This window comes from Rhizobium sp. TH2 (assembly GCF_024707525.1).
In the GTDB taxonomy this organism is placed as follows: domain Bacteria; phylum Pseudomonadota; class Alphaproteobacteria; order Rhizobiales; family Rhizobiaceae; genus Rhizobium_E.
This window is the reverse complement of sequence record NZ_CP062231.1, coordinates 1,762,069-1,782,037: the sequence shown is the minus strand read 5'-3', so window position 1 is coordinate 1,782,037 and position 19,969 is coordinate 1,762,069. Positions and strand designations below refer to the sequence as shown.

The 19,969-nt window shown below is 59.9% G+C and carries 20 protein-coding genes; 11 read left to right on the top strand and 9 right to left on the bottom strand.

Annotated elements, in window-relative coordinates; all coding sequences use genetic code 11:
- Window positions 1-156: 156 nt before the first annotated feature.
- The 4 genes from purN to IHQ71_RS08960 form a co-directional block, all read right to left on the bottom strand.
- Window positions 157-777 (bottom strand): phosphoribosylglycinamide formyltransferase, encoded by a 621-nt coding sequence (gene purN / locus IHQ71_RS08975; protein ID WP_258161624.1) that lies wholly within the window; start codon window positions 775-777, stop codon window positions 157-159.
- Complete coding sequence (gene purM, locus IHQ71_RS08970) at window positions 774-1,847, bottom strand: phosphoribosylformylglycinamidine cyclo-ligase (RefSeq protein WP_258161623.1); 1,074 nt, start codon at window positions 1,845-1,847, stop codon at window positions 774-776. Before purM ends, purN begins: the two co-directional genes overlap by 4 nt.
- Before the next feature lie 834 nt (window positions 1,848-2,681).
- On the bottom strand, window positions 2,682-3,080 hold the full coding sequence (locus IHQ71_RS08965) for a response regulator (RefSeq protein WP_258161621.1): 399 nt from the start codon (window positions 3,078-3,080) through the stop codon (window positions 2,682-2,684).
- Window positions 3,081-3,153: 73 nt separating this feature from the next.
- A complete protein-coding gene (locus tag IHQ71_RS08960) occupies window positions 3,154-4,206 on the bottom strand; it encodes a sensor histidine kinase (protein ID WP_258161620.1) in 1,053 nt (350 codons plus the stop codon).
- A 448-nt stretch (window positions 4,207-4,654) separates the two neighbouring features.
- Here IHQ71_RS08960 and IHQ71_RS08955 point away from each other — a divergent pair, with 448 nt between their 5' ends.
- From IHQ71_RS08955 to IHQ71_RS08945, 3 genes are all read left to right on the top strand, one after another.
- Window positions 4,655-4,864, top strand: coding sequence for a cold-shock protein (locus IHQ71_RS08955; RefSeq protein WP_258161618.1), 210 nt, complete (start codon window positions 4,655-4,657; stop codon window positions 4,862-4,864).
- Window positions 4,865-4,998: 134 nt separating this feature from the next.
- Entirely contained in the window at window positions 4,999-5,286 is a 288-nt protein-coding gene (locus tag IHQ71_RS08950; RefSeq protein WP_258162785.1) for a hypothetical protein, read from the top strand.
- 240 nt (window positions 5,287-5,526) lie between these two features.
- Window positions 5,527-5,916, top strand: coding sequence for a YchJ family protein (locus IHQ71_RS08945; protein ID WP_374989970.1), 390 nt, complete (start codon window positions 5,527-5,529; stop codon window positions 5,914-5,916).
- Window positions 5,917-5,986: 70 nt separating this feature from the next.
- Here the strand turns inward: IHQ71_RS08945 and IHQ71_RS08940 are convergent, their stop codons facing one another.
- Entirely contained in the window at window positions 5,987-6,574 is a 588-nt protein-coding gene (locus IHQ71_RS08940) for an NUDIX domain-containing protein (RefSeq protein WP_258161615.1), read from the bottom strand.
- A gap of 8 nt (window positions 6,575-6,582) precedes the next feature.
- Window positions 6,583-8,697 (bottom strand): molybdopterin oxidoreductase family protein, encoded by a 2,115-nt coding sequence (locus IHQ71_RS08935; RefSeq protein WP_258161614.1) that lies wholly within the window; start codon window positions 8,695-8,697, stop codon window positions 6,583-6,585.
- Between the two features lie 84 nt (window positions 8,698-8,781).
- Here IHQ71_RS08935 and IHQ71_RS08930 point away from each other — a divergent pair, with 84 nt between their 5' ends.
- From IHQ71_RS08930 to IHQ71_RS08920, 3 genes are all read left to right on the top strand, one after another.
- On the top strand, window positions 8,782-9,627 hold the full coding sequence (locus tag IHQ71_RS08930; RefSeq protein WP_258161612.1) for a 23S rRNA (adenine(2030)-N(6))-methyltransferase RlmJ: 846 nt from the start codon (window positions 8,782-8,784) through the stop codon (window positions 9,625-9,627).
- 122 nt (window positions 9,628-9,749) lie between these two features.
- Window positions 9,750-10,391, top strand: a complete 642-nt coding sequence (locus IHQ71_RS08925; RefSeq protein ID WP_258161611.1) for a DUF1326 domain-containing protein — start codon at window positions 9,750-9,752, stop codon at window positions 10,389-10,391.
- Window positions 10,392-10,400: 9 nt separating this feature from the next.
- Window positions 10,401-11,216, top strand: coding sequence for a DUF2182 domain-containing protein (locus IHQ71_RS08920; protein WP_258161610.1), 816 nt, complete (start codon window positions 10,401-10,403; stop codon window positions 11,214-11,216).
- Between the two features lie 108 nt (window positions 11,217-11,324).
- Here the strand turns inward: IHQ71_RS08920 and IHQ71_RS08915 are convergent, their stop codons facing one another.
- Together IHQ71_RS08915 and IHQ71_RS08910 are read right to left on the bottom strand one after the other, a co-directional pair.
- Window positions 11,325-12,638 (bottom strand): TadE/TadG family type IV pilus assembly protein, encoded by a 1,314-nt coding sequence (locus tag IHQ71_RS08915; RefSeq protein WP_258161609.1) that lies wholly within the window; start codon window positions 12,636-12,638, stop codon window positions 11,325-11,327.
- Window positions 12,639-12,795: 157 nt separating this feature from the next.
- Entirely contained in the window at window positions 12,796-13,602 is an 807-nt protein-coding gene (locus tag IHQ71_RS08910; protein WP_258161607.1) for a phosphodiesterase, read from the bottom strand.
- Between the two features lie 130 nt (window positions 13,603-13,732).
- On the opposite strand from IHQ71_RS08910, the gene IHQ71_RS08905 reads away from it, so the two are divergent.
- The 3 genes from IHQ71_RS08905 to IHQ71_RS08895 are packed head-to-tail and all read left to right on the top strand — an operon-like array spanning window position 13,733 to window position 15,443.
- Window positions 13,733-14,197, top strand: a complete 465-nt coding sequence (locus tag IHQ71_RS08905) for a hypothetical protein (RefSeq protein ID WP_258161606.1) — start codon at window positions 13,733-13,735, stop codon at window positions 14,195-14,197.
- Window positions 14,194-14,832: a ribonuclease gene (locus tag IHQ71_RS08900; protein ID WP_258161605.1), complete on the top strand. Its 639-nt coding sequence runs from the start codon at window positions 14,194-14,196 to the stop codon at window positions 14,830-14,832. The genes IHQ71_RS08905 and IHQ71_RS08900 overlap by 4 nt, the downstream gene beginning before the upstream one ends.
- An 8-nt stretch (window positions 14,833-14,840) precedes the next feature.
- Complete coding sequence (locus IHQ71_RS08895; protein WP_258161604.1) at window positions 14,841-15,443, top strand: glutathione S-transferase; 603 nt, start codon at window positions 14,841-14,843, stop codon at window positions 15,441-15,443.
- A 69-nt stretch (window positions 15,444-15,512) separates the two neighbouring features.
- On the opposite strand, the gene IHQ71_RS08890 is transcribed toward IHQ71_RS08895, so the two are convergent.
- Entirely contained in the window at window positions 15,513-16,151 is a 639-nt protein-coding gene (locus IHQ71_RS08890) for an outer membrane protein (RefSeq protein ID WP_258161602.1), read from the bottom strand.
- Between the two features lie 363 nt (window positions 16,152-16,514).
- On the opposite strand from IHQ71_RS08890, the gene IHQ71_RS08885 reads away from it, so the two are divergent.
- Together IHQ71_RS08885 and uvrC are read left to right on the top strand one after the other, a co-directional pair.
- Window positions 16,515-17,282 (top strand): SDR family oxidoreductase, encoded by a 768-nt coding sequence (locus IHQ71_RS08885; RefSeq protein ID WP_258161601.1) that lies wholly within the window; start codon window positions 16,515-16,517, stop codon window positions 17,280-17,282.
- Window positions 17,279-19,330: an excinuclease ABC subunit UvrC gene (gene uvrC, locus IHQ71_RS08880; RefSeq protein ID WP_258161600.1), complete on the top strand. Its 2,052-nt coding sequence runs from the start codon at window positions 17,279-17,281 to the stop codon at window positions 19,328-19,330. Before IHQ71_RS08885 ends, uvrC begins: the two co-directional genes overlap by 4 nt.
- Window positions 19,331-19,969: the final 639 nt, after the last annotated feature.

Here is a 19,969-nt window from a genome sequence, read left to right as displayed (position 1 = left end):
ATCGATTTTTATCGATCTGTTTCAACCGAGACTGCCCCTCATCTGCCTGCCGGCATCTTCTCCCCGCAGGCGGGGAGAAGGGACTCGTGGCAGCGGCAGTGCCTCCAGCGTCCCCTCTCCCCGTTCTTACGGGGAGAGGGTTAGGGTGAGGGGCAATCAGCCCAACGAGATAAGCTGCGCTGCTCCGTCGGTCGTGGTCGTGCCGCCGGCGACCTTGCGGAGCGCCAGCGCATAGAGCTTGTGCTCGGCTTTCAGGATACGGGCGGCAAGCGTCTCGGCGGTGTCCCCGGCAAGGACCGGCACCGCAGCCTGCGCGACGATCGGGCCCTCATCGACGCCTTCGGTGACGAAGTGGACGCTGCAGCCGGCGAGCTTCGCGCCGGCATCGATTGCCCGCTGATGGGTGTGAAGGCCGGGATAGAGCGGCAGGAGCGATGGGTGGATGTTGATGATGCGACCGCGCCAGGCATGGATGAAATCCGGCGAGAGCAGCCGCATGTAGCCGGCGAGGCAGATCAGGTCGAGGTTGAGGCTTGCGAGATGGGCAAGGATCGCAGCCTCATGGGCGGCCTTGGAGGCAAAGTGCTTGCGCTCGAAGGCGATGGCCGGCACATCGGCGGCTTCGGCCTTTGCCAGTCCGCCAGCATTCGCGTGGTCCGAGATCACGCCCACGAATTCCACGGGATAATCCGGCTCCCGCGATGCCGCGATCAGGGCGGCCATGTTGGAGCCGCCGCCCGAGATCATGATCGCAGCGCGCTTGCGGGGAGACGTCATAGGGCGAGCGTGCCCTTGTAGCTGACGCCGGCGGCGCCTTCGGCCCGGGCGATCATCCGGCCGAGTGTCACGACGGTCTCGCCTTCGGCAGTCAGTACGGCGGCGACTTCGGCCGCCTTGTCGGCGGGAACGACGGCGATCATGCCGATGCCGCAGTTGAAGGTGCGCAGCATTTCCTTTTCCGCGACGCCGCCCGTCGATGCCAGCCAGCGGAAGACCGGCTTGACGGGGATGGCCGCGAGATCGACTTCGGCCGCGAGCGCCTTCGGCAGCACGCGCGGAATGTTTTCCGGAAAGCCGCCACCGGTGATATGCGCGAGCGCCTTGATCGCGCCGGTCTCGCGGATCGTCTTGAGCAGCGGCTTCACGTAGATTTTCGTCGGTTCCAGCAGCGCTTCGCCGAGCGTCTTTTCGGCGTCGAAAGGTGCGGTGGCATCCCAGCCGAGGCCGGAGAGCTCGACGATCTTGCGCACCAGCGAATAGCCATTGGAATGGACGCCGGAGGAAGCGAGGCCGAGGATCACGTCGCCCTCGGCGATGTCGCCTGATGGCAGCAGCTGGCCGCGCTCGGCGGCACCCACGGCAAAGCCCGCCAGATCATAGTCGCCATCGCGGTACATGCCCGGCATTTCGGCGGTCTCGCCGCCGATCAGCGCGCAGCCGGCCTGGCGGCAGCCTTCGGCAATGCCCGCAACGATCGCGGCACCCTGGTCGGGATCGAGCTTGCCGGTGGCGAAATAGTCGAGAAACAGCAGGGGCTCGGCCGCCTGCACGACGAGGTCGTTGACGCACATGGCGACGAGGTCGATGCCGACCGTGTCATGCTTGCCCGCATCGATCGCCACCTTGAGCTTGGTGCCGACGCCGTCATTGGCGGCCACCAGGATCGGATCGATGAAGCCCGCGGCCTTCAGGTCAAACAGGCCTCCGAAGCCACCGATCTCGGTATCCGCACCCGGCCTCTTCGTCGAGCGCACCAGCGGCTTGATCTTCTCGACCATCAGGTTGCCGGCATCGATATCGACGCCCGCATCGCTGTAGGTCAGGCCGTTTTTTGGGGCGTCGGTCATATCGGGGCTCCGGAAGGGTCAATTGCGGGTAGCGAATAGCGAATAGAATGCGGGATTGCCAGTGGGCAGATGCGGGAAGTGCGGGATTTCCTCAGGAGAAGGGGTGTGCGTCCGGCCAGCACCCCTCACCAAGCGCGTCCAGTGATCGGCTTCGCCTCTCACGGACTTGCTATCCTCTCCCGCAGGGGGAGAGGTAAAACCCGTGGCACCCCCTTGCCTCAAGTGAAGGTGGCGAGCGTGGCACCCTACCTCTCCCCTGCGGGAGAGGATACGAAGGCCGCGTGAGCCGCAGGCGAATGCCTGGCCGAAGTTGGTGAGGGGTGTCCCTTTTGCATCATTGGATTCCCTTAAAATACACCTCCGCGTTCACGCGAGCTTTTCCACCCCGTGGTATGACCATGCACATCCCCGATCCCTTGCCTTCGCATGAAGGATCGGCCGGGGCACGTCTCCGTGCCGAGTTATATGGCCGCTTTCGCGACCGTTAAGACACGTATCCGTGCCCCGCTCTCGGTGTCTCCATCCCCGAACTCGCCAGCACTGCCCCCGTATCTCCATCCCTGTCGAGGACTGGAGGCGGATATGTGTGCGCTACAGCGCACGTCCGGGGCGAAACTCAGCGTTTCCGCTGCCGTCCCCAGAGGACTGGCCCTTCTCGCGGACGCCCGGCATGGAGATTTACGTCGCTTCTCCAAGCCGGTCACCGGTCCCGCCTCGCCCTGACGCCTCAAGGTGTAGCCGATGCGGAACGGGAGGGATTATGGCATGGAGTTGGAGATTTGGGAAGATAGGTGAGGAATATTTTCCTACAATTGTTCCTGGATCTGTCAGGAATTACGTCGCGATGGTGGAGGCGTGTGGAATATCGCTCGCCAACAGGCGGGCCATTGCATCTGTAATCGCGTGGTCGTCATAGGGTTTCGAGAAGAATCTGCTCCCCACGGGCAGGCTGCTCTCTTCGAGAATGGCCGCGCCAGATGCAACCATCAGCTTTACAGGCGGCCATCGATTCCGGATGTAATGGGATAGCTTGATGCCGTCCATCGTCCCCGGCATCTGAACATCCGTGAAAACCAGATCGACGTCGTCTCGCGATTCAAGGACGCGAATTGCCTCGTCCGCATCGCATGCCTCAAGCGCTTCGTATCCTGCCGACAACACCAGATTGACGGCACCCATTCGTATCAAGGGACTGTCTTCGACGACTAGGACGACCGGTTTGCCGTTATTCATCGTTCACTCGGTATACGAGGGTGGGCCGCCTCGAGGGCTGCGATTGTATAGCGCGTCGGGGGCAATTTGGTTCCTACGCCGCTGTAGAAAGATCGGCATGGAGACCGGCGCTTTCCCGATGGCTGATTGTAACGACGGTGCCGGGGCCGGCATCGCTCAACTTAATTTCGCCGTCCAGGTTCTTGACGAGCGCCTCAATGATGCCAGTCCCCAGTCCCGCCTTGGGTGCATCGCTTCCCACCGGCATACCGATGCCGTTGTCGGCAATCGAAAGAGTCCAGTCGTTGCCCGACGATCGATAGTCGATGACGATCGTGCCTGTTCGCTCGTCGGGAAAGGCGTGCTTGAGGGCGTTGATGACAAGCTCGGTCACGATCAGCCCCAAGCTCACGGAAACGTCCGGATCCACCGCGCTGTCATCGACCGTCACCTGAATCGAGAGCCGGTCGGGGTCGGCTATCATTGACGCGCCAAGGCTTTGGCCAAGCTGCGTAAAATAGGCACGGAGCTCAACACTGCCGCCGTGGGAGGTCGAGAGTTGCTGTTGCAGGGCTGCGATCGACATGACCCGGCTATGGGCGTTATGAAGATGTCCGCGCGCTTCCTCCGACTGAACCCGGCGTGCGCTCTGCATCAGAACGCTTGCAATGATCTGGAGACTGTTCGCGACCCGGTGCTGGACCTCCTGTAGCAGGATGGCTTTATCACGAACGAGGTCATCTTTCAGTCGGGCTTCGGCGCGCACATCGGTCACGTCCGTTACGGCTAGAAGGAGGCGAATGTGATCGAGGTCGCCGTCATCGAGCGTCCGTGCATTGACGACCAACTGCCGTATTTTCTGGTTTGGCCGCTTGAGGTCTATTTCGTAGGCTTCGATGTTCGCACTTCCTGAAGCGGTGGCTTTCAGCAATGACTCAAGCTTTGGCATGGCCCATTCGCCGTTTCCAAGTTCGCCAAGGCGGCTACCGGGAACTGAAGCAGGATCGATCCCGAAGGCCCTGCAGAACGAAGCGCTCGCTGCAATGACCTTCAGATCGTCGGACAGGAAAAGCAGCGGTTCATTTGATGACACCACCACGGCAAGCGTGCTCGCCGCTTCGAAATGCACTGTCGGTGTCTGTAGCATGAAATGGCCCTCAGGGGCCGAAGACTCACGGAGCAAGTCATGACTCGGCAGAAACTTCGACAAGCCCGAAAGGGCAAGCTCGACAACACCACTATAACATGGCTGGTGCGTAACCGTTCCACTAATATCGCACCTGCGTCATATCTTGGTAAGGCGGAACTAATCGACCGTTAGTCGCCGCTGATCAGATCTTCGCTGTTGGCATTCCTCGGCAAATAGCGCACTCCCAATCCGGATGGAACTCTTTGCATAGCAGCCATTCTAAACTAAAAGTTGACATTGCCTATATATGTGACTATTTACAGTTTATCGATATTTTGCTTGCTGAGCTTTGGTTACCGCGCGTTTAGCACCGCGCCCTGAACGAACCTTCCTTTCAAAAATCGCTATCACCATCCGCAATGCTTGTGCGTTGCGGTCGTTCAATATGCTATGAAAGGGTTCAAACATGACCACTGGCACAGTTAAATGGTTCAATGCCACCAAGGGCTTCGGCTTCATTCAGCCTGACGACGGCGGCGCCGACGCGTTCGTCCACATCTCCGCCGTCGAACGCGCCGGAATGCGCGAAATCGTCGAAGGCCAGAAGATCGGCTACGACATGGAGCGCGACAACAAGTCGGGCAAGATGTCGGCCTGCAATCTCCAGGCCGCCTAAACGGTTTCTGCGTTCCGCTGACCACGGATGTACTGGCATTGCGAACGCAGGCTACCGACCGGGTCAGGCATCTTGCCTGGCCTTTTTTGTTCTGACATGATGATGAAACACAAGGGTAACACGTGGCTACGACGATGCTGATGCTGACACCGACACAGATAAGAGGGCTCAAGCTGGCGAAAGATGGCAATCTCCATCCGCAGCAGCCCAAGAAATGGACCCACCTCAACGCCGAGGTGACCTACCTGAAGAGCGACCGGTTCAAGGAACGGCCGCAGAAGATCAAGTTCGTCACGACGACGATCCTGGAGGAACTCCGGGAAAATGGCCTCGTCGCCAGATGCAATATCGCCGACAACGCCAATGAAGATCCCCATGCGATCACCATGGCGGGCAAGATCTGGCTGATGCAGAACAAGTGATTGCAATGGCCGCTTCAAGAGAGGCGGCTGTCTGCCACTGACGTGCATTTGTCCCCTGATATTGGCGCTGCGGGCTGTCCGCGCGATCACCAGACCGCCGCCGTATCCACGGCCGGATCGGCATGATCAGCGGGAGAGGTTTGCAATATGGGTCCATGTCCCTGCGGGTCGAACAAGGCCTTCGACTTCTGCTGCGGTCCCCTGATCGCCGGCCGGCCCGCGCCGACGGCTGAGGCCTTGATGCGCTCGCGCTATTCGGCCTTCACGATCGGCGACCTCGACTATCTCCAGAAGACTTCCGCGGGCGAGGCGGCGCTGAAATTCAATCACGCCGAGCTGGCACTGTCGCTGCCCAACACGGAATGGCTGGGGCTGGAGATCACCGCGACCGAGGCCGGTCAGGAAGCTGACGACCGTGGTTCGGTGACGTTCACGGCGCGCTTCCGCGAGAACGGCCGCCTGCATCTGCAGGGCGAGCGCTCGGAGTTCCGCCGGATCGGTGGAGAATGGCGCTATGTGAGCGGCGAGGTTGATGCCGAACCGATTGCGGCCGCGATGGCACGCGTCGGCCGCAATGATCCGTGTCCCTGCGGTTCGGGCAAGAAATTCAAGAAGTGCCACGGGGCCTAAAGCCCGTCGAAAACCGCGATCTACGATCCGAACGGCCGACCGCTCAGGAATCAGACGTCCTGGCAGCAGGTTACGCCAGATACTTCATCTTCGCCCATTGCAGCAGCATGATCGTCTTGCCGTCGCAGATTTCGCCGGTGGCGATCATGGCGATGGCCTTGTCGAGGGGGATTTCGAGGACTTCGATGTCCTCGCCCTCGCCGGCCAGTCCGCCGCCCTCGGCAACCTTCTTCGACATGTCGATCTCGGCTGCGAAGAAGCTGACGCGTTCGGTGAGCGTGCCGGGCGACATATAGGCGTCGAACAGGAATTCGGCACTCTCGACCAGATAGCCGGTCTCCTCCATCGCCTCGCGGGCGATCGCATCCGCGGGATGGTCGCCGTCGTTGAGGCCGGCGGGCGCCTCGATCATGAAGCCTTCGCCGCCGTTGAGGAAAACAGGCACGCGCAACTGGCGCACCAGCACGACGGTTTTCTTCGTGGGATCGTAGAGCAGGATCGTCGCGGCATTGCCGTGGTCATGGATCTCGCGCTCGACCGTCTGGCGTCCACCGGCGAGCGTGGCGTGCTCGACTGTCACCTTTTCCAGGTTGACGAAGCGCTTCGACAGCGTCTCGCGCGCCAGAATCCTGATCTTCGGCTCTATCTTCATGTCCATGGGTCGATCTACTTCCTGAGCCATACGTGATTGTCATGCAGGCCGACACCGCCATAGGGGGCGGCAGCTTCGGCGCTGGTCAGCACGTTGATGCCCTCGCCGTCGAGATGTGCCTTGTTGGGCCACAGCCCTTCGGCCAGCACCACGCCCGGCTTGGTAAGATCAGTGACCCTCGCGTGGATGCGGATCGAGGCCCTCGCATTGCCGATGGTGACGATGTCGCCGGTGGCTATGCCCGCGCGTGCCGCATCGGCCGGCGAGATCATCAATTCGGGACGGCCTTCCTTCTCGCGCGACGTCTTGGTCTCGGCGAAGGTGGAATTGAGATAGTTGCGCGCCGGCGGCGTGGCGAGGCGATAGGGATGCGCGGCATCGGTCTCCTCGATCGAGGCCCAGTAATCCGGGAAGGTTGGCAGCGTATCGACGGGGCCCATTAACCCCATGCTTTCGGGCGGGCGGGTCGGGCCGCGCTGGCCCTTCCAGTCCGGCTTGAAGCGGAACTTGCCATCGGGCTGGGCGAAGCCATTGAGGTAATGCGCGGTCTCGAAATCCGGCTGGCGGTCGAACCATTTGTCGGCGGCTAGTTCTTCATAGCTCGGCAGATCGGCCGGCGAGAGGATCGCATCGATGTGCTGGCGCTCCGTCAGGCCGAAGCCGGGCATGTCGGACACGTCGAGGCGCTTTGCGAGTTCCTCGATGACGAAGAGATTGGTGCGCACGTTTTCGGGCGCTTCGACGAGCTTGGGGCCGAGCAGGATGTGGCTTTGGCCGCCGGCGCGATAGATATCGTCATGCTCGACGAACATGGTGGCGGGCAGCACGATGTCGGCGATGTCAGCCGTCTCGGTCATGAACTGCTCGTGCACCGCGACGAAGAGATCGTCGCGGGCAAAGCCCTGCCGCACCAGCCGCTGTTCGGGCATGACGTTCATTGGATTGGTGTTCTGGATCAGCATGGCGGTCACCGGCGGGCCGCCCTGCAGCGAGGCCTTGTCGCCGGTGAGGATGCGGCCGAGTTCGGTCTGCGCCAGGTGCCGGATGGCTGGATCGGCGAATGACGCGCCCGTGAGCAGCCGGTTGTCCAGGCCGAAGATGCCGGAATTGGAATGGAAACCACCGCCGCCTTCATACTTGAATCCACCGAGCACGACGGGCACCGAGAGCGCCGCATGCATCGATACCGCGCCGTTGCGCGACCGGGTGAAGCCATAACCGAGGCGGAAGAAAGTCTTCTTGGTCGTGCCGACGAGGCGGGCGAATGTCTCGATCTCCCCGACCGAGAGGCCGGTTATGCTAGAGGCCCATTCCGGTGTCCGGGTCTTAAGATGTGCCTCAAGGCCCGAGGGATCGTCGGAATATTTCGCGAGGTATTCGCGGTCGGCATGGCCATCGCGGAATACGATGTGCATGACGGCACAGGCGAGCGCGGCATCCGATCCCGGCCTGAGGATCAGCTTCATGTCGGCCTGTTTCATCGTCGGATTATCGTAGATGTCGATGACGACGATCTTCGCCCCACGTTCCTTGCGGGCGCGGATCGCGTGCGTCATCACATTGACCTGGGTCGAGACGGCATTGGTGCCCCAGATCACCACGCAGTCGGATTTCGCCATTTCGCGCGGATCGGGACCGCGCAGCGCGCCGGTGCCCATGACGACGCCGGTCCAGGCCTGGTTGGTGCAGATCGAATCGAAGAAGCCGGAATAGCGCTTGGCATGGCGCAGGCGGTCGATGGAATCACGCTGCACCCAGCCCATCGTGCCGGCGTAGTAATAGGGCCAGACTGTCTGCGAGCCATGTATGGCCTCGGCCTTGACGAAGGCGTTGGCGATCTCGTCGAGCGCGTCATCCCAACGGACCTGCTGCCAACCGCCGGCGCCCTTGGCACCGGTGCGGCGCATCGGGTGCATCAGCCGGTCTGGATGATAGAGCCGCTCGGCATAACGCGCGACCTTGGCGCAGATCACGCCTGCGGTGTAGCTGTTGGAGTCGGAGCCCCTCACCCGTCCGATCCGGCCATCGGCGCCGATCTCGACGTCGAGCGCGCAGGTGGAGGGACAGTCATGCGGACAGGCGGTGTGGCCGATGGTGACTTTTTCTATGTCGCGGGTCGCAATATTCATGGCATTTCTATATGCGATGCGATGGGCGCGGAAAAGCGCATCATCTCGCAATTGCGAAAAATCATGTGACGATCACGGGAAATCATGAATTACCGCCACATCTATCATGCCGGGAATTTCGCCGATGTGCTGAAGCATGCGGTCCTAGCGCGGCTGATCGAGTATCTCAAGCTGAAGGACAAGCCGTTCCGGGTGATCGATACCCATGCCGGCATCGGCCTCTATGATCTCTCCGCAGAGGAGGCGCAGAAGACGGGCGAATGGCTTGGCGGCATCGGCAGGCTGATGGGCGCGGACTTGCCCAGGAATGTCGCGCCGCTGCTCGCGCCCTATCTCGACGCGGTCAAGGCGCTCAACGCGACCACCAATGTCATGCTCTATCCCGGCTCGCCGAAGCTTTCCCGGATGCTGCTGAGGAAGGAAGACCGGCTCTCGTTGATGGAGCTGCATCCCGAGGACTACGAGACGCTGCATGCCAATTTCGAAGGCGATTTCCAGACCCGCGTCACCCATCTCGACGGCTGGCTGGCGCTCAACGCGCATCTGCCGCCGAAGGAAAAGCGGGGGTTGATCCTGGTCGATCCGCCCTTCGAGGAGCCGAACGAATACAAACGCCTGGTCGATAATTTCGCCAAAGCATGGCGGAAGTTTCCCGGCGGCGTCTATTGCCTGTGGTATCCGCTGAAGAACACTGCCCCGATCCGCGAGTTCCACGAGGCGCTTTTCGAGCTCGAGATCCCGAAAATGCTGGGCGCCGAGCTGACGGTGAAAGGCCATCGCGAGGAAGGCCTGACCGGCTCCGGCCTTATCGTCGTCAATCCGCCCTATACCCTGAAGGGTGAACTGGACATTCTCCTGCCGTTTCTCAAGGAGCGGCTGGCGCAGGATCGTTTCGGCCTCTCGCGCTGCTGGTGGGTCCGGGGCGAGTGACCTGCGCGCCGCACCACAATCGGAAGTATCGCGCGGTGGCCGGCCAAATAAAAGTATCCCGCATTCCGGTTTAGTGGTATCTATATTAGGTATCACCAAGATCGGTTTTGGGGGAGGTTTCCATGATACCTTGGGAGATCGATGCACTGGAAATCGCGAACTGCAATTGCGATCCCGGATGTCCTTGCCAGTTCAATTCGCTTCCGACCCATGACAATTGCGAAGCGGCCGTGGGCTTCATCGTCAAGTCGGGCCATTTCGGCGATGTCCGGCTGGACGGCGTGAAGATCGCGCTGACGGCGCATTGGCCGGGTCCGATCCATCTCGGCAACGGCACGATACAATTGGTGGTGGATTCGGCCACTACACCGGAACAACGCGAGGCCATCGAAACGATCGTCACCGGAGGCGAGACCGAGGACATGGCAACCATGTTCTGGGTCTTCAGCAAGATGGCACCGAACAAGCTGGAAACACTGACCAAGCCGATAGACTTGCGCATCGATATGGAATCACGAACGGGATATGTTCGTGTGCCCGATGTGTTCGATCTGGACGTCGAACCGATCCGCAATCCCGTGACCGGCCAGGAGCATCGCGCTCGCATCAACCTGCCGCACGGATTCGAATATCGAGTTGCCGAAGTGGCCAGCGGCACGACACGGACCTTTGGCGCTATCTCCCTTGAAAAGAGCAAGAATACGCACGCGCATATCTGCCGGGTGTACATGAACGGCCAGGGTGTGATCGAACACGCTGCCTGAGGACGGACCGTGAACCAATCGATCGTCGAACGCATCCTAACCCGCGATCGCGTGATCGTCATCGGGGCGCTTCTGATCGGCGTCACGGCCTCGGCCTGCTTCGTCCTGTCGGGGGCGGGAACCGGCATGTCATCGCTCGGCATGTCGCTGGACACGGGGCCTGCCGGGGCGCTGATCGGCGGCATGCCTGACATGATCATGCCCATGGTTTGGACGCCTGGCTACGCGGTCGTCATTTTCTTCATGTGGTGGCTGATGATGGTCGCCATGATGGTTCCTAGCGCCGCTCCGACCATCCTGCTTTACGGCGCGCTCAATCGCGATCGCGGCGCCTGGGGGCCTCTCGAATTTCTCTCCGGTTACCTCGTCATATGGGCGGGGTTCAGCCTGGTGGCGACCGCGGCGCAGGGCCTTTTGTCGGCCAGCGGATTGGTATCGGCGATGTACATGAACCTTGCCACGCCCTATCTCGCAGCAGTGGTCCTGATTGGTGCCGGTCTCTATCAATTGTCTCCCGTGAAAGCCGCCTGCCTCGATCACTGCCGCGGCCCCGTGGAAGCGCTCACACGGCATCGGCGAACGGGGCGCGCCGCAGCGTTCCGCATGGGGCTCATTCATGGCCGCTACTGCCTGGGGTGCTGCTGGGCCCTGATGTCGCTCCTTTTCGTCGGCGGCGTCATGAACATCTGGTGGATCGTCGGCATCGCGCTCTATGTCGCGCTCGAGAAGCTGGCGCCCGGCGGAAAGCGCATGGCGCAGGTCATGGCTGCCGTGCTGTTGGTTGCCGGACTTGCGATGCTTGCTGGCCCCCTCGGCATCGTTTGACTTCGCATTACTCCCGGCGCCATCCTGCTGCCGCTCCTCAAGGAGCGGCTGGCGCAGGATCGCTTCGGCCTGTCTCCTTGCGGGTGGGGCAGAGGTGAGTGAGACCCTTTATTGCGTCAGCCGTGGCATGTTGACGACTTTCATGAACAGGGCGTTCATCGCCTCGTCGATGCCCTGAGACGGGGAAACTTCGAAGAAGAGACCTTCGGAAGCGCAGGCTTTCATATGCGTACCGATGTCTGGTCTAAAGGGCTTGATATGCTTGTTGTACCAACCATCTCGTTCGATGGGATGATAAGTTGTATAGAGCACAGCAATTGAAACGCCATTTTCCTTGATTTTCTGGCAGATCGAACTATCCAACGGCGCTTGGCATCTTCCCTTGTTGTCACCACTGGAGATTGGCGCGCGTATGCATCCGATCGGCCTGTAAACGTCTTCGACACCATCGCTGACAAGAAACAGAACCTTCTTGCGATCCCCGGAATTCATGCCGCTTCCCGACTTGCCCATGCTATCTTTAAGTGCGGTCAGATTGGTCAAAAGATCTGTCATCTGGTCCTGCTTGTAGTTCTGCTTGGGAATGGACATCAGATCGATCTTCTTGGTGTTCGTTTTTACCGTGTCCAGATTTGACGACAGTTCGGCGACATTGGTGAGTGCGGGTTCCTCCGCCTTCGCACCCATGGAATACACCGCCATACGATATTGGTCCTTGTGGCGACGAGTATCTTCGGCTGTCTCCATCATTTTCTGCGCAGCTTCGCTGACGAGCTCGATGCGCGTCATCACGCCGAGTGATTTTGCAAGTTTATAGTAGTTATCGGCTTTCGTCGTTTCGTGACATGCAAACGCGCACTTGTCGGGCGTGTTCGCTTCCAGCTTGGCGATATCCGCAGTCGTGGCTCCCAAGCCCATAGAGGGCGAATTGTCGAGCATTAGATGGAAATCGATGTAGCTCGCGGGCACATAGACGCCCTTCGCGATTCCGGCGACCTCAATCTTGCGCACGCCGAACATGCCGAGAAAGCTGGTGGGGACGGTCGCCTTGAAGCTCACAGTGGAAACGAATGTGTCGCCAGTCCGGACGATGTTGATCTCTTTCGAATTGAGATAATCCTTGGACATTTTCTGCAGGTTGGCTTCAAAGAGATATCCGGCGTCGGTTTCCGCGAGTTGGAGTTCGCCGCTCAGGCTCTGTGTCAAGGCTGCGATGACACCGGCTGATTGCTCAGAAAGTGCCTGAACGGCCGCGATATCGGCTGCGCTCTGCATTTCGGTTCTGACGCTCAGCGCATAGCCATAGTCGATGGCAGTTCCCATCGCGAGCGCGATGGGCGCCATCAGTAGCGCAAGGATTATCCCGAAATTTCCGGATTTGTCGCGCCCGATTGCGCTGAAGTGATCTCTTTTGGAATGCATGTTGAAGCCCCCGCTCAGCAGTAGGCTACCGTTCTAATAAAGTCACACTATTCCAGAGTTAACAATTCCCTCGCATGGATCCATTTTCTGTCCCATATTTAACCAATGCTTAAATTGTCGTACTTTTTTTGACGTATGGCAATTTTTTCCCATGTGCTCATTCCACCAGCCACTTCACCTTGTGCTGATCGAGAAAATCGACCGAATGAATCACCGTCGAACGCTCGTTGAGCATGCAGACATTGTAGTTGGGTACGAGGTCGCCATAGCCCATGCGGTCGGCGATGCCGGAGAAATCCGGCCAGCATGTGTGGCAGGTCGAACGCGGCGCCGAGAAAGGCACGCCGTCGATCATGCCGCTCAGCGTATAGTGACAATGGCCGAAGAAGATGTGGCGCACGACGTCGCGATAATCCGAAATCAGCGCCTGGAATGCGGCTTCGTCGACAAGGCCGATCTGGTCGGCATTGGCGACATGCACGGCGGCCGGATTGTGGTGCATGAAGAGCCAGGCCGGCACGCCATCCTCCCGCGCGAGGTCGAGCACATGGGTCAGCCATGCGCGGCGTTCCTCGCCGTAATGGCCGGCATGGGTGCCTTTCTCGGCGGTATCGAGATAGATAAAGCGGCCGGCGGCGACGTCCTCGTACCATTGGACGTGGCCGTTGTGATCGGCCGCGGCTTCCGGGAAAACGGCGCGGAATGTGTCGCGGTCATCGTGATTGCCGATCAGCAGGCGCGGCGCGAGGTCGTTCTTCAATGCGCTTTGGTCGAGCATCCCGCGCAGCAGCTCGTAGCTTTCGCGCCGGCCGTGGTGAGTCAGGTCGCCGGTGATGACGACGCGGTCGGCATCGGACTGGAATTCGGCGACGTGATCGATGCAGGCCTTGAAATTGGCCACCGGATCGATGCCGAGGATCGGCTCGGGGTTGATATGGATGTCGGAGATATGGACGAGCTTCATGGACTTCTGGCCTCAATAGACGTAATCGCAGCGGGGCCGATTTATAGACCGGCAAGTGTGACAGGTTTGCACTTGACCCGGCATTCGCATCCGGATCAAGGTGCGGCACCTAGCTATCGGAGTCATGACGATGTTTCTCGCTCGCACCGCGCTTTCCCTCGCGCTGACGCTGACCGCGCTGGTGCCGGCTGGCAACGCGGCGGCCGGTGAACTCCGCCTGCCGGATCCGACCGACTATTGCACGACGCCCTGGGTCATCGAGACGCTGAAGCAGAAGGTGGATTCCAAGTTCCGCGGCTATACCAAGACGAAGATTTTCCTCGTCGAGGTCATCCATCCGCGCGAGCGGCTCGACAGCAAGCGCGACGAGACGCATACCGTCGCCCGCAAATGGTGCCATGCCAAGGCGCGGATGAACGACGGCACGATACGCGACATGTGGTATCTCCTGGAAAAACCATGGGGCTTTGCCGGCACGCCGCTTCTTTCGGGGCTTGAATTCTGCATCGCGGGGCTCGATCCGTGGCATATCTACGGCAAGGACTGCTCGACGATCCGCAACACGATCGGCTGGGAAACCGGAAACGACGGATGAAGCGCATCGCTACCCGAGTTCTCATGGCCGTGTTCCTGCTCGCCAGTGGGAGCCGGGCGTTTGCCGACGATTTTGATTTTTATGTTCTGTCGCTCTCGTGGTCGCCGAGCTGGTGTGCGGCGAACGACCGGGACGGTTCGACCGCACAATGCAGCGGCCGTCGTCCCTATACGTTCATCGTGCATGGATTGTGGCCGCAGAACGAGCGGGGCTGGCCGGAATACTGCTCCAGCCGCGAGCCGGAACGGGTGCCGCAGGCGCTTGCGCGGACCATGTTCGACATCATCCCCTCGGCGGGGCTTGCGGGTCACGAATGGCGCAAGCACGGCAGCTGTTCGGGGCTGAACCAGCGGACTTATTTCCAGACGTTGAGGGCTGCCTATCAGAGAGTGCGTGTGCCGCCAGTCGTGTTCGACGGACGACTTCCACGCAGGCTTGCTGTCGACGAGATCGAGACCCTGATGACGAAGGCCAATCCGGGCCTGACGCACAAGGGTGTCGCCGTTTCCTGCCAAGGCGGGCAACTCATTGAAATCCGCGTTTGCATGACCAAATCGCTTGCCTTCCGAGATTGCGACGAGACCGACAGGAATGCCTGCCGCGCCCGCATCGTCAACCTTCCCGCCCTGCCTTGAGGATACAAATGAAACTGCTTTACTCGCCCACCTCGCCCTATTCCGCCAAAGCGCGGATGGCAGCGAAATATCTCGGCCTCGATGTCGAGAGCGTCACGACCAATACCGAAGAATCACCGGAACTCCTGACCGGCAACAACCCGCTCGGCAAGATTCCGGTGCTGATCCGCGAGGATATGCCGTCGGTCTATGACTCCAGGGCGATCATGCAATATTTCAACCGCATGACGAAGAACGGGCTTTACCCGCGCAATCCGGAAAAGAGGACCGAGGCGGAGGTGTTCGAGGCGCTGTGCGACGGAATCACCGACTGCCTGCTGGCGATCGTCTATGAAAGGCGCATGCGGCCGGCCGAACTCGTTCACCAGCCGTGGATAGACCGGCAGTGGGTGAAGGTGACGCGCGGGCTCGATCATATTGAAGCCAACCTGCCGAAGACCAACAAGAACCTGCACGGCGGCCACTTCGCGCTCGCGGCGCTGATCGGCTATCTGGGCTTGCGTTTTCCCGGCCAATGGGAAAAGGGCCGCCCGAAGCTCAGGAACTGGACGAAGAAATTCGAGAAGTTCTTTCCCGCCCATGCCGACATGGTGCCGCAAGCGCCGAAATAAAATCGGGGCCGGGTTTTCACCCGGCCCCTCGTCCCCCGACGATTGGGAATGGAACGCGTTGCAGCGAGATCAGAACTTTACGCCCAGGCCGATATTGACCTGGTGATCTTTCAGGCCGCGTTCGGTGGCGCCGGAATCGAGATCGAAGGTCTGGCTCTGGTAGTTGGTAAAGCGATACTCGGTACGTGCCGTGATCGATTCGGTGATCTTGGTTTCCACGCCGGCGCCGATGGTCACGCCGATCAAGTTCTTGCTGTCGCTCGACGTTGCGTCCTTGCTCTCCAGATTGGTGGCAGCCAGACCGCCGGTCGCATAGACTAGGGCCGGCGAGAGATCGTAGCCGACGCGGGCGCGCAGCGAGCCGTTGACGCCCTGCTCGGATTCGACGCCGTTGTAGCCCTTGTCGATGCCCGAATAGTTCACGTCGGCTTCGACACCGTAGACGATCTGGCCGTTCTGCTTGTTGTAGCCGGTATAGACGCCGCCGCCGAAACCATTGGCGTCATAATCCTTGGTGTCCTTGACCTTACCCCACTGGTGGGTGAGCTTGCCGCCGACATAGGCACCTTCCCAGTTGCCTGATGTGACGGTTTCGACGGCTTCAGGCGCCAACGGAATCTCGTCGATGGCATCAGCCGCGCGGGCAAAGCCGGCAGCGGCGGAAACGAGGATGACCGAAGCCGTGAGGGTCTTGATGAGGTTACGCATGTTACTACTCCTTAATTTCCCGTGCCGGACCGGCGGACCCCGCGATTTCCAGCACCAGTTCTGAACATCAATCCGCTCCCGGACTGAAAGAATTGATGCCTCCTAAATGGGGAAATGAAGTTACCAAAGCATGAATAAATCATGGCAATGTTGTGTTATTTTATCAATGAAACAATCCAATAATCAACTATTCATTCACTATACATATAGATGCACCATCACCCGCGCAACATAAACTGAAAATTAGATGAAATATTACATCGAATATTACGGTTAAAAAATCCTCTACGTTTGGGTTTGTACCAGCCTAAGCCGCACTATATCTATTAACGGATATCCAAACGTGATTCTGAAGGTCCTGAATTGACATCCCGGCAACTGAAGACAGTGCTTGTCACCGGCGGCGCCCAGCGTATCGGCGCGGCGATTGTCAGGGAACTCGCGAGCCATGATTATGCCGTTGCTATCCACGCGTCACGGTCTATCGACCTGGCAAGCTCGTTGCGCGACGAGATCGTGGCGGCGGGCGGCCGCGCGGCGGTGGTTTCCGGCGACCTGACCGACCGAAAAGAGCGCCAAACCATCATCGCGGAGGCGGTCGCACATCTCGGGCCGCTCGGCGTGCTGGTCAACAATGCCTCGATTTTCCGCCAGGACAGCGTCGAGCATTTCGACGAAGCGCTGTTCGACGAGCATTTCGAGATCCATGTGAAGGCGCCATCGATCCTGGTGCGCGATTTCGCGCGGCAACTGCCGGAATCCGTCAGCGGGCTTGTGGTCAATATCATCGACCAGCGGGTCTGGTCCCCCACCCCGCGATTCTATTCCTATACGCTTTCGAAGGCGGCACTCTATATGGCGACCAAGACAGCGGCACAGGCGCTGGCCCCACGCATCCGCGTCAACGCGATCGGTCCCGGTCCCACGCTGCCGGCCGCACGCCAGACACAGGCCGATTTTGAAAAGCAGACGGCGGGCCTGATCATGAAAAAGGGTGCCGATCTCGACGAGTTCGGCCGGACGATCCGATACCTGCATGATACACCGTCGCTCACCGGCCAGATGATCGCGCTCGATGGCGGCCAGCATCTGGCCTGGCAGACGCCCGATGTGGCGGAGGTCGTGGAATGAACGGACGCACGCCTGACGACGGCGGCATTCTCTATGACGAGAACGCGATTGAGGAAGACGACGACGATGTCATGGAGGCACCGGCGGTCGCTGCGGATGTGCTGCTGACAGATGCGACCGGCGCGACAATCGCCTGGAACGAGACGCCGCGGCTCGAGACCAGCCTGACCGGCATGGAACTGATCGGCGAATTCGTCAAGCAATTGCCCAATAGCCCCGGCGTCTACCGCATGCTGAATGCGGACAATGAAGTGCTCTATGTCGGCAAGGCGCGCTCGCTGAAGAAGCGTGTCGGCAATTATGCAGCCGGCCGTGTTCATTCCAATCGCATCGGCCAGATGGTGCGGCTGACCGCCAATATGGAATTCGTCATCACCAGGACGGAAACCGAGGCGCTGCTGCTCGAGGCGAACCTGATCAAGCGGCTCAGGCCGCGCTTCAACGTGCTGCTGCGCGACGACAAGAGTTTTCCTTATATCCTGATCTCGGGCGGGCATCGCGCGCCGGCGATCATGAAGCATCGCGGTGCGCGCGTCCGCAAGGGCGATTATTTCGGGCCGTTCGCCTCGGCAATCGCGGTCGGGCGGACAATCAATTCGCTGCAGCGTGCCTTCCTGCTCAGGACATGCACGGATTCCGTGTTCGAAAGTCGCACCCGGCCCTGTCTGCTCTACCAGATCAAGCGCTGTGCCGGGCCCTGTACGCATGAGGTCAGCGACGAGGACTATGCCGAACTGGTGACCGAGGCACGCGACTTCCTTTCGGGCCGCAGCCAACTGGTCAAGGCTACGATTGCCAAGGGCATGAACGAGGCGGCCGAGGATCTCGATTTCGAGCGCGCGGCAGTCTATCGCGACCGGCTGGCGGCACTGTCGCATGTGCAGAGCCACCAGGGCATCAACCTCGCCTCGATCGAGGAAGCGGATGTCTTCGCCATTTATCACGATGGCGGGCTCAGCTGCATCCAGGTGTTCTTCTACCGGACAGGCCAAAACTGGGGCAACCGTGCGTACTTCCCTAAAGCCGATCCCGCGCTCAGCGGCGCTGAAGTGTTGAACGCGTTCTTGGCACAATTCTATGATGACAAGCCATGTCCACGGCATATTCTGCTGTCAGAGGCCATCGAAGAGCAACAATTGCTCTCGGATGCTCTGACGGAGCGCTCGGGCTTTCGCGTGCATATCAACACGCCGCAGCGAGGCGAGAAGCGCGAAGTGGTCGAGCATGCACTCAACAACGCGCGTGAGGCCCATGGCCGGCAACTGGCCGAGACGAGTTCACAGGCACGGCTGCTCAACGGCATGGTCGAGACATTCAGCCTGCCCTACCCGCCCCGCCGGATCGAGATTTACGACAACTCGCATATCATGGGCACCAATGCCGTGGGCGGCATGGTGGTTGCGGGGCCGGAAGGTTTCGTCAAGAGCCAGTACCGGAAGTTCAACATCAAATCCGAGGAACTGACGCCCGGTGACGATTTCGGCATGATGCGCGAAGTCATGACCCGGCGCTTCTCGCGGCTCATCAAGGAAGAAGGCATTCCGGATCGCTCGCAGTCAGCACCGGAGGACGCACCCTTCCCGGCATGGCCGGACATTATTCTGATCGACGGCGGCCAGGGCCAGATGACGGCGGTTCGGGCGATCCTCGAAGAGCTCGGCATTACCGATAGCGTGATCGCGATCGGCGTCGCCAAGGGGCAGGATCGCGAGGCCGGCCGTGAACGCTTCTTCCAACTCGGCAAGCAGAGCTTCTCACTGCCGCCGCGCGACCCCGTGCTCTATTTCATCCAGCGCATGCGCGATGAGGCGCACCGCTTCGCCATCGGCACGCACAGGGCGCGGCGCAAGAAGGAACTGGTGAAAAATCCGCTCGATGAAGTCTCGGGCATCGGCCCCGGCCGCAAGCGCGCCTTGCTTCAACATTTCGGCACGGCAAAAGCGGTGTCACGCGCGGGGATCACGGATCTTTTGTCGGTGCCGGGGATTTCGGAAGCGGTTGCAAAGCAGGTCTATGCCCATTTCCACGACAAGCTTCCGGACAAATAGCGGCACGGAGACTCGCCTAAATTGAAAACGCCACCGCCCGTTCAGGCGGTGGCGTTCAATGGGGGTCGGTCAACAGTAAAAGCAGAACGAGGACTCCGCATATATTACTAGCTGACCGACCGGCCCCACGACCCAGGAGATGCGGCGGACCTGAGCATCATGGGGTATCCGAATCTGTGAGCAGTTAGCTACCGCTCCCATGCAGGTGGAACATGCTCCGAAATCGCGAGGAAATCAACGGGTTATTAACCAACCCGTTGCAAAAGTGTACAAATGGTTAACGCTCGGGCAGGTTCCTGCCCCATAAAGCGGCATACGGACACTTCGGTCGCATTGCCAAATACTCGCGCTATACGACAGTATTAAATACTCGTAGTGATTCCACAATACGCAACTGAAAGCAGAAAGCTATGCTGTGGAAGAGCCGACTAAAAGACAGGTATTCAGCTCCAGAATTGACTTTTATCAACTTGGGGATATTGCTCGAATTTAATGGGTACTACTTCTAATAGATATTCATCGACGAAGCGTAATTTTAGCTAAGCTCATGCGAGAGCGAAAGCCCCTGCGGCGCCTATGTACCAACAAAATCCGCCAGAATTGTCTGTGGACAACCGTGCGAACCACGAAAATGCAATC

What these genes read in the sequence shown, in the direction of transcription:
- purN (WP_258161624.1), bottom strand. Translation starts at nt 777, where the DNA reads ATGACGTCTCCCCGCAAGCGCGCTGCGATCATGATCTCGGGCGGCGGC.
- purM (WP_258161623.1), bottom strand. Translation starts at nt 1,847, where the DNA reads ATGACCGACGCCCCAAAAAACGGCCTGACCTACAGCGATGCGGGCGTC.
- IHQ71_RS08965 (WP_258161621.1), bottom strand. Translation starts at nt 3,080, where the DNA reads ATGAATAACGGCAAACCGGTCGTCCTAGTCGTCGAAGACAGTCCCTTG.
- IHQ71_RS08960 (WP_258161620.1), bottom strand. Translation starts at nt 4,206, where the DNA reads ATGCTACAGACACCGACAGTGCATTTCGAAGCGGCGAGCACGCTTGCC.
- IHQ71_RS08955 (WP_258161618.1), top strand. Translation starts at nt 4,655, where the DNA reads ATGACCACTGGCACAGTTAAATGGTTCAATGCCACCAAGGGCTTCGGC.
- IHQ71_RS08950 (WP_258162785.1), top strand. Translation starts at nt 4,999, where the DNA reads ATGCTGATGCTGACACCGACACAGATAAGAGGGCTCAAGCTGGCGAAA.
- IHQ71_RS08945 (WP_374989970.1), top strand. Translation starts at nt 5,527, where the DNA reads ATGCGCTCGCGCTATTCGGCCTTCACGATCGGCGACCTCGACTATCTC.
- IHQ71_RS08940 (WP_258161615.1), bottom strand. Translation starts at nt 6,574, where the DNA reads ATGGACATGAAGATAGAGCCGAAGATCAGGATTCTGGCGCGCGAGACG.
- IHQ71_RS08935 (WP_258161614.1), bottom strand. Translation starts at nt 8,697, where the DNA reads ATGAATATTGCGACCCGCGACATAGAAAAAGTCACCATCGGCCACACC.
- IHQ71_RS08930 (WP_258161612.1), top strand. Translation starts at nt 8,782, where the DNA reads ATGAATTACCGCCACATCTATCATGCCGGGAATTTCGCCGATGTGCTG.
- IHQ71_RS08925 (WP_258161611.1), top strand. Translation starts at nt 9,750, where the DNA reads ATGATACCTTGGGAGATCGATGCACTGGAAATCGCGAACTGCAATTGC.
- IHQ71_RS08915 (WP_258161609.1), bottom strand. Translation starts at nt 12,638, where the DNA reads ATGCATTCCAAAAGAGATCACTTCAGCGCAATCGGGCGCGACAAATCC.
- IHQ71_RS08910 (WP_258161607.1), bottom strand. Translation starts at nt 13,602, where the DNA reads ATGAAGCTCGTCCATATCTCCGACATCCATATCAACCCCGAGCCGATC.
- IHQ71_RS08905 (WP_258161606.1), top strand. Translation starts at nt 13,733, where the DNA reads ATGTTTCTCGCTCGCACCGCGCTTTCCCTCGCGCTGACGCTGACCGCG.
- IHQ71_RS08900 (WP_258161605.1), top strand. Translation starts at nt 14,194, where the DNA reads ATGAAGCGCATCGCTACCCGAGTTCTCATGGCCGTGTTCCTGCTCGCC.
- IHQ71_RS08895 (WP_258161604.1), top strand. Translation starts at nt 14,841, where the DNA reads ATGAAACTGCTTTACTCGCCCACCTCGCCCTATTCCGCCAAAGCGCGG.
- IHQ71_RS08890 (WP_258161602.1), bottom strand. Translation starts at nt 16,151, where the DNA reads ATGCGTAACCTCATCAAGACCCTCACGGCTTCGGTCATCCTCGTTTCC.
- uvrC (WP_258161600.1), top strand. Translation starts at nt 17,279, where the DNA reads ATGAACGGACGCACGCCTGACGACGGCGGCATTCTCTATGACGAGAAC.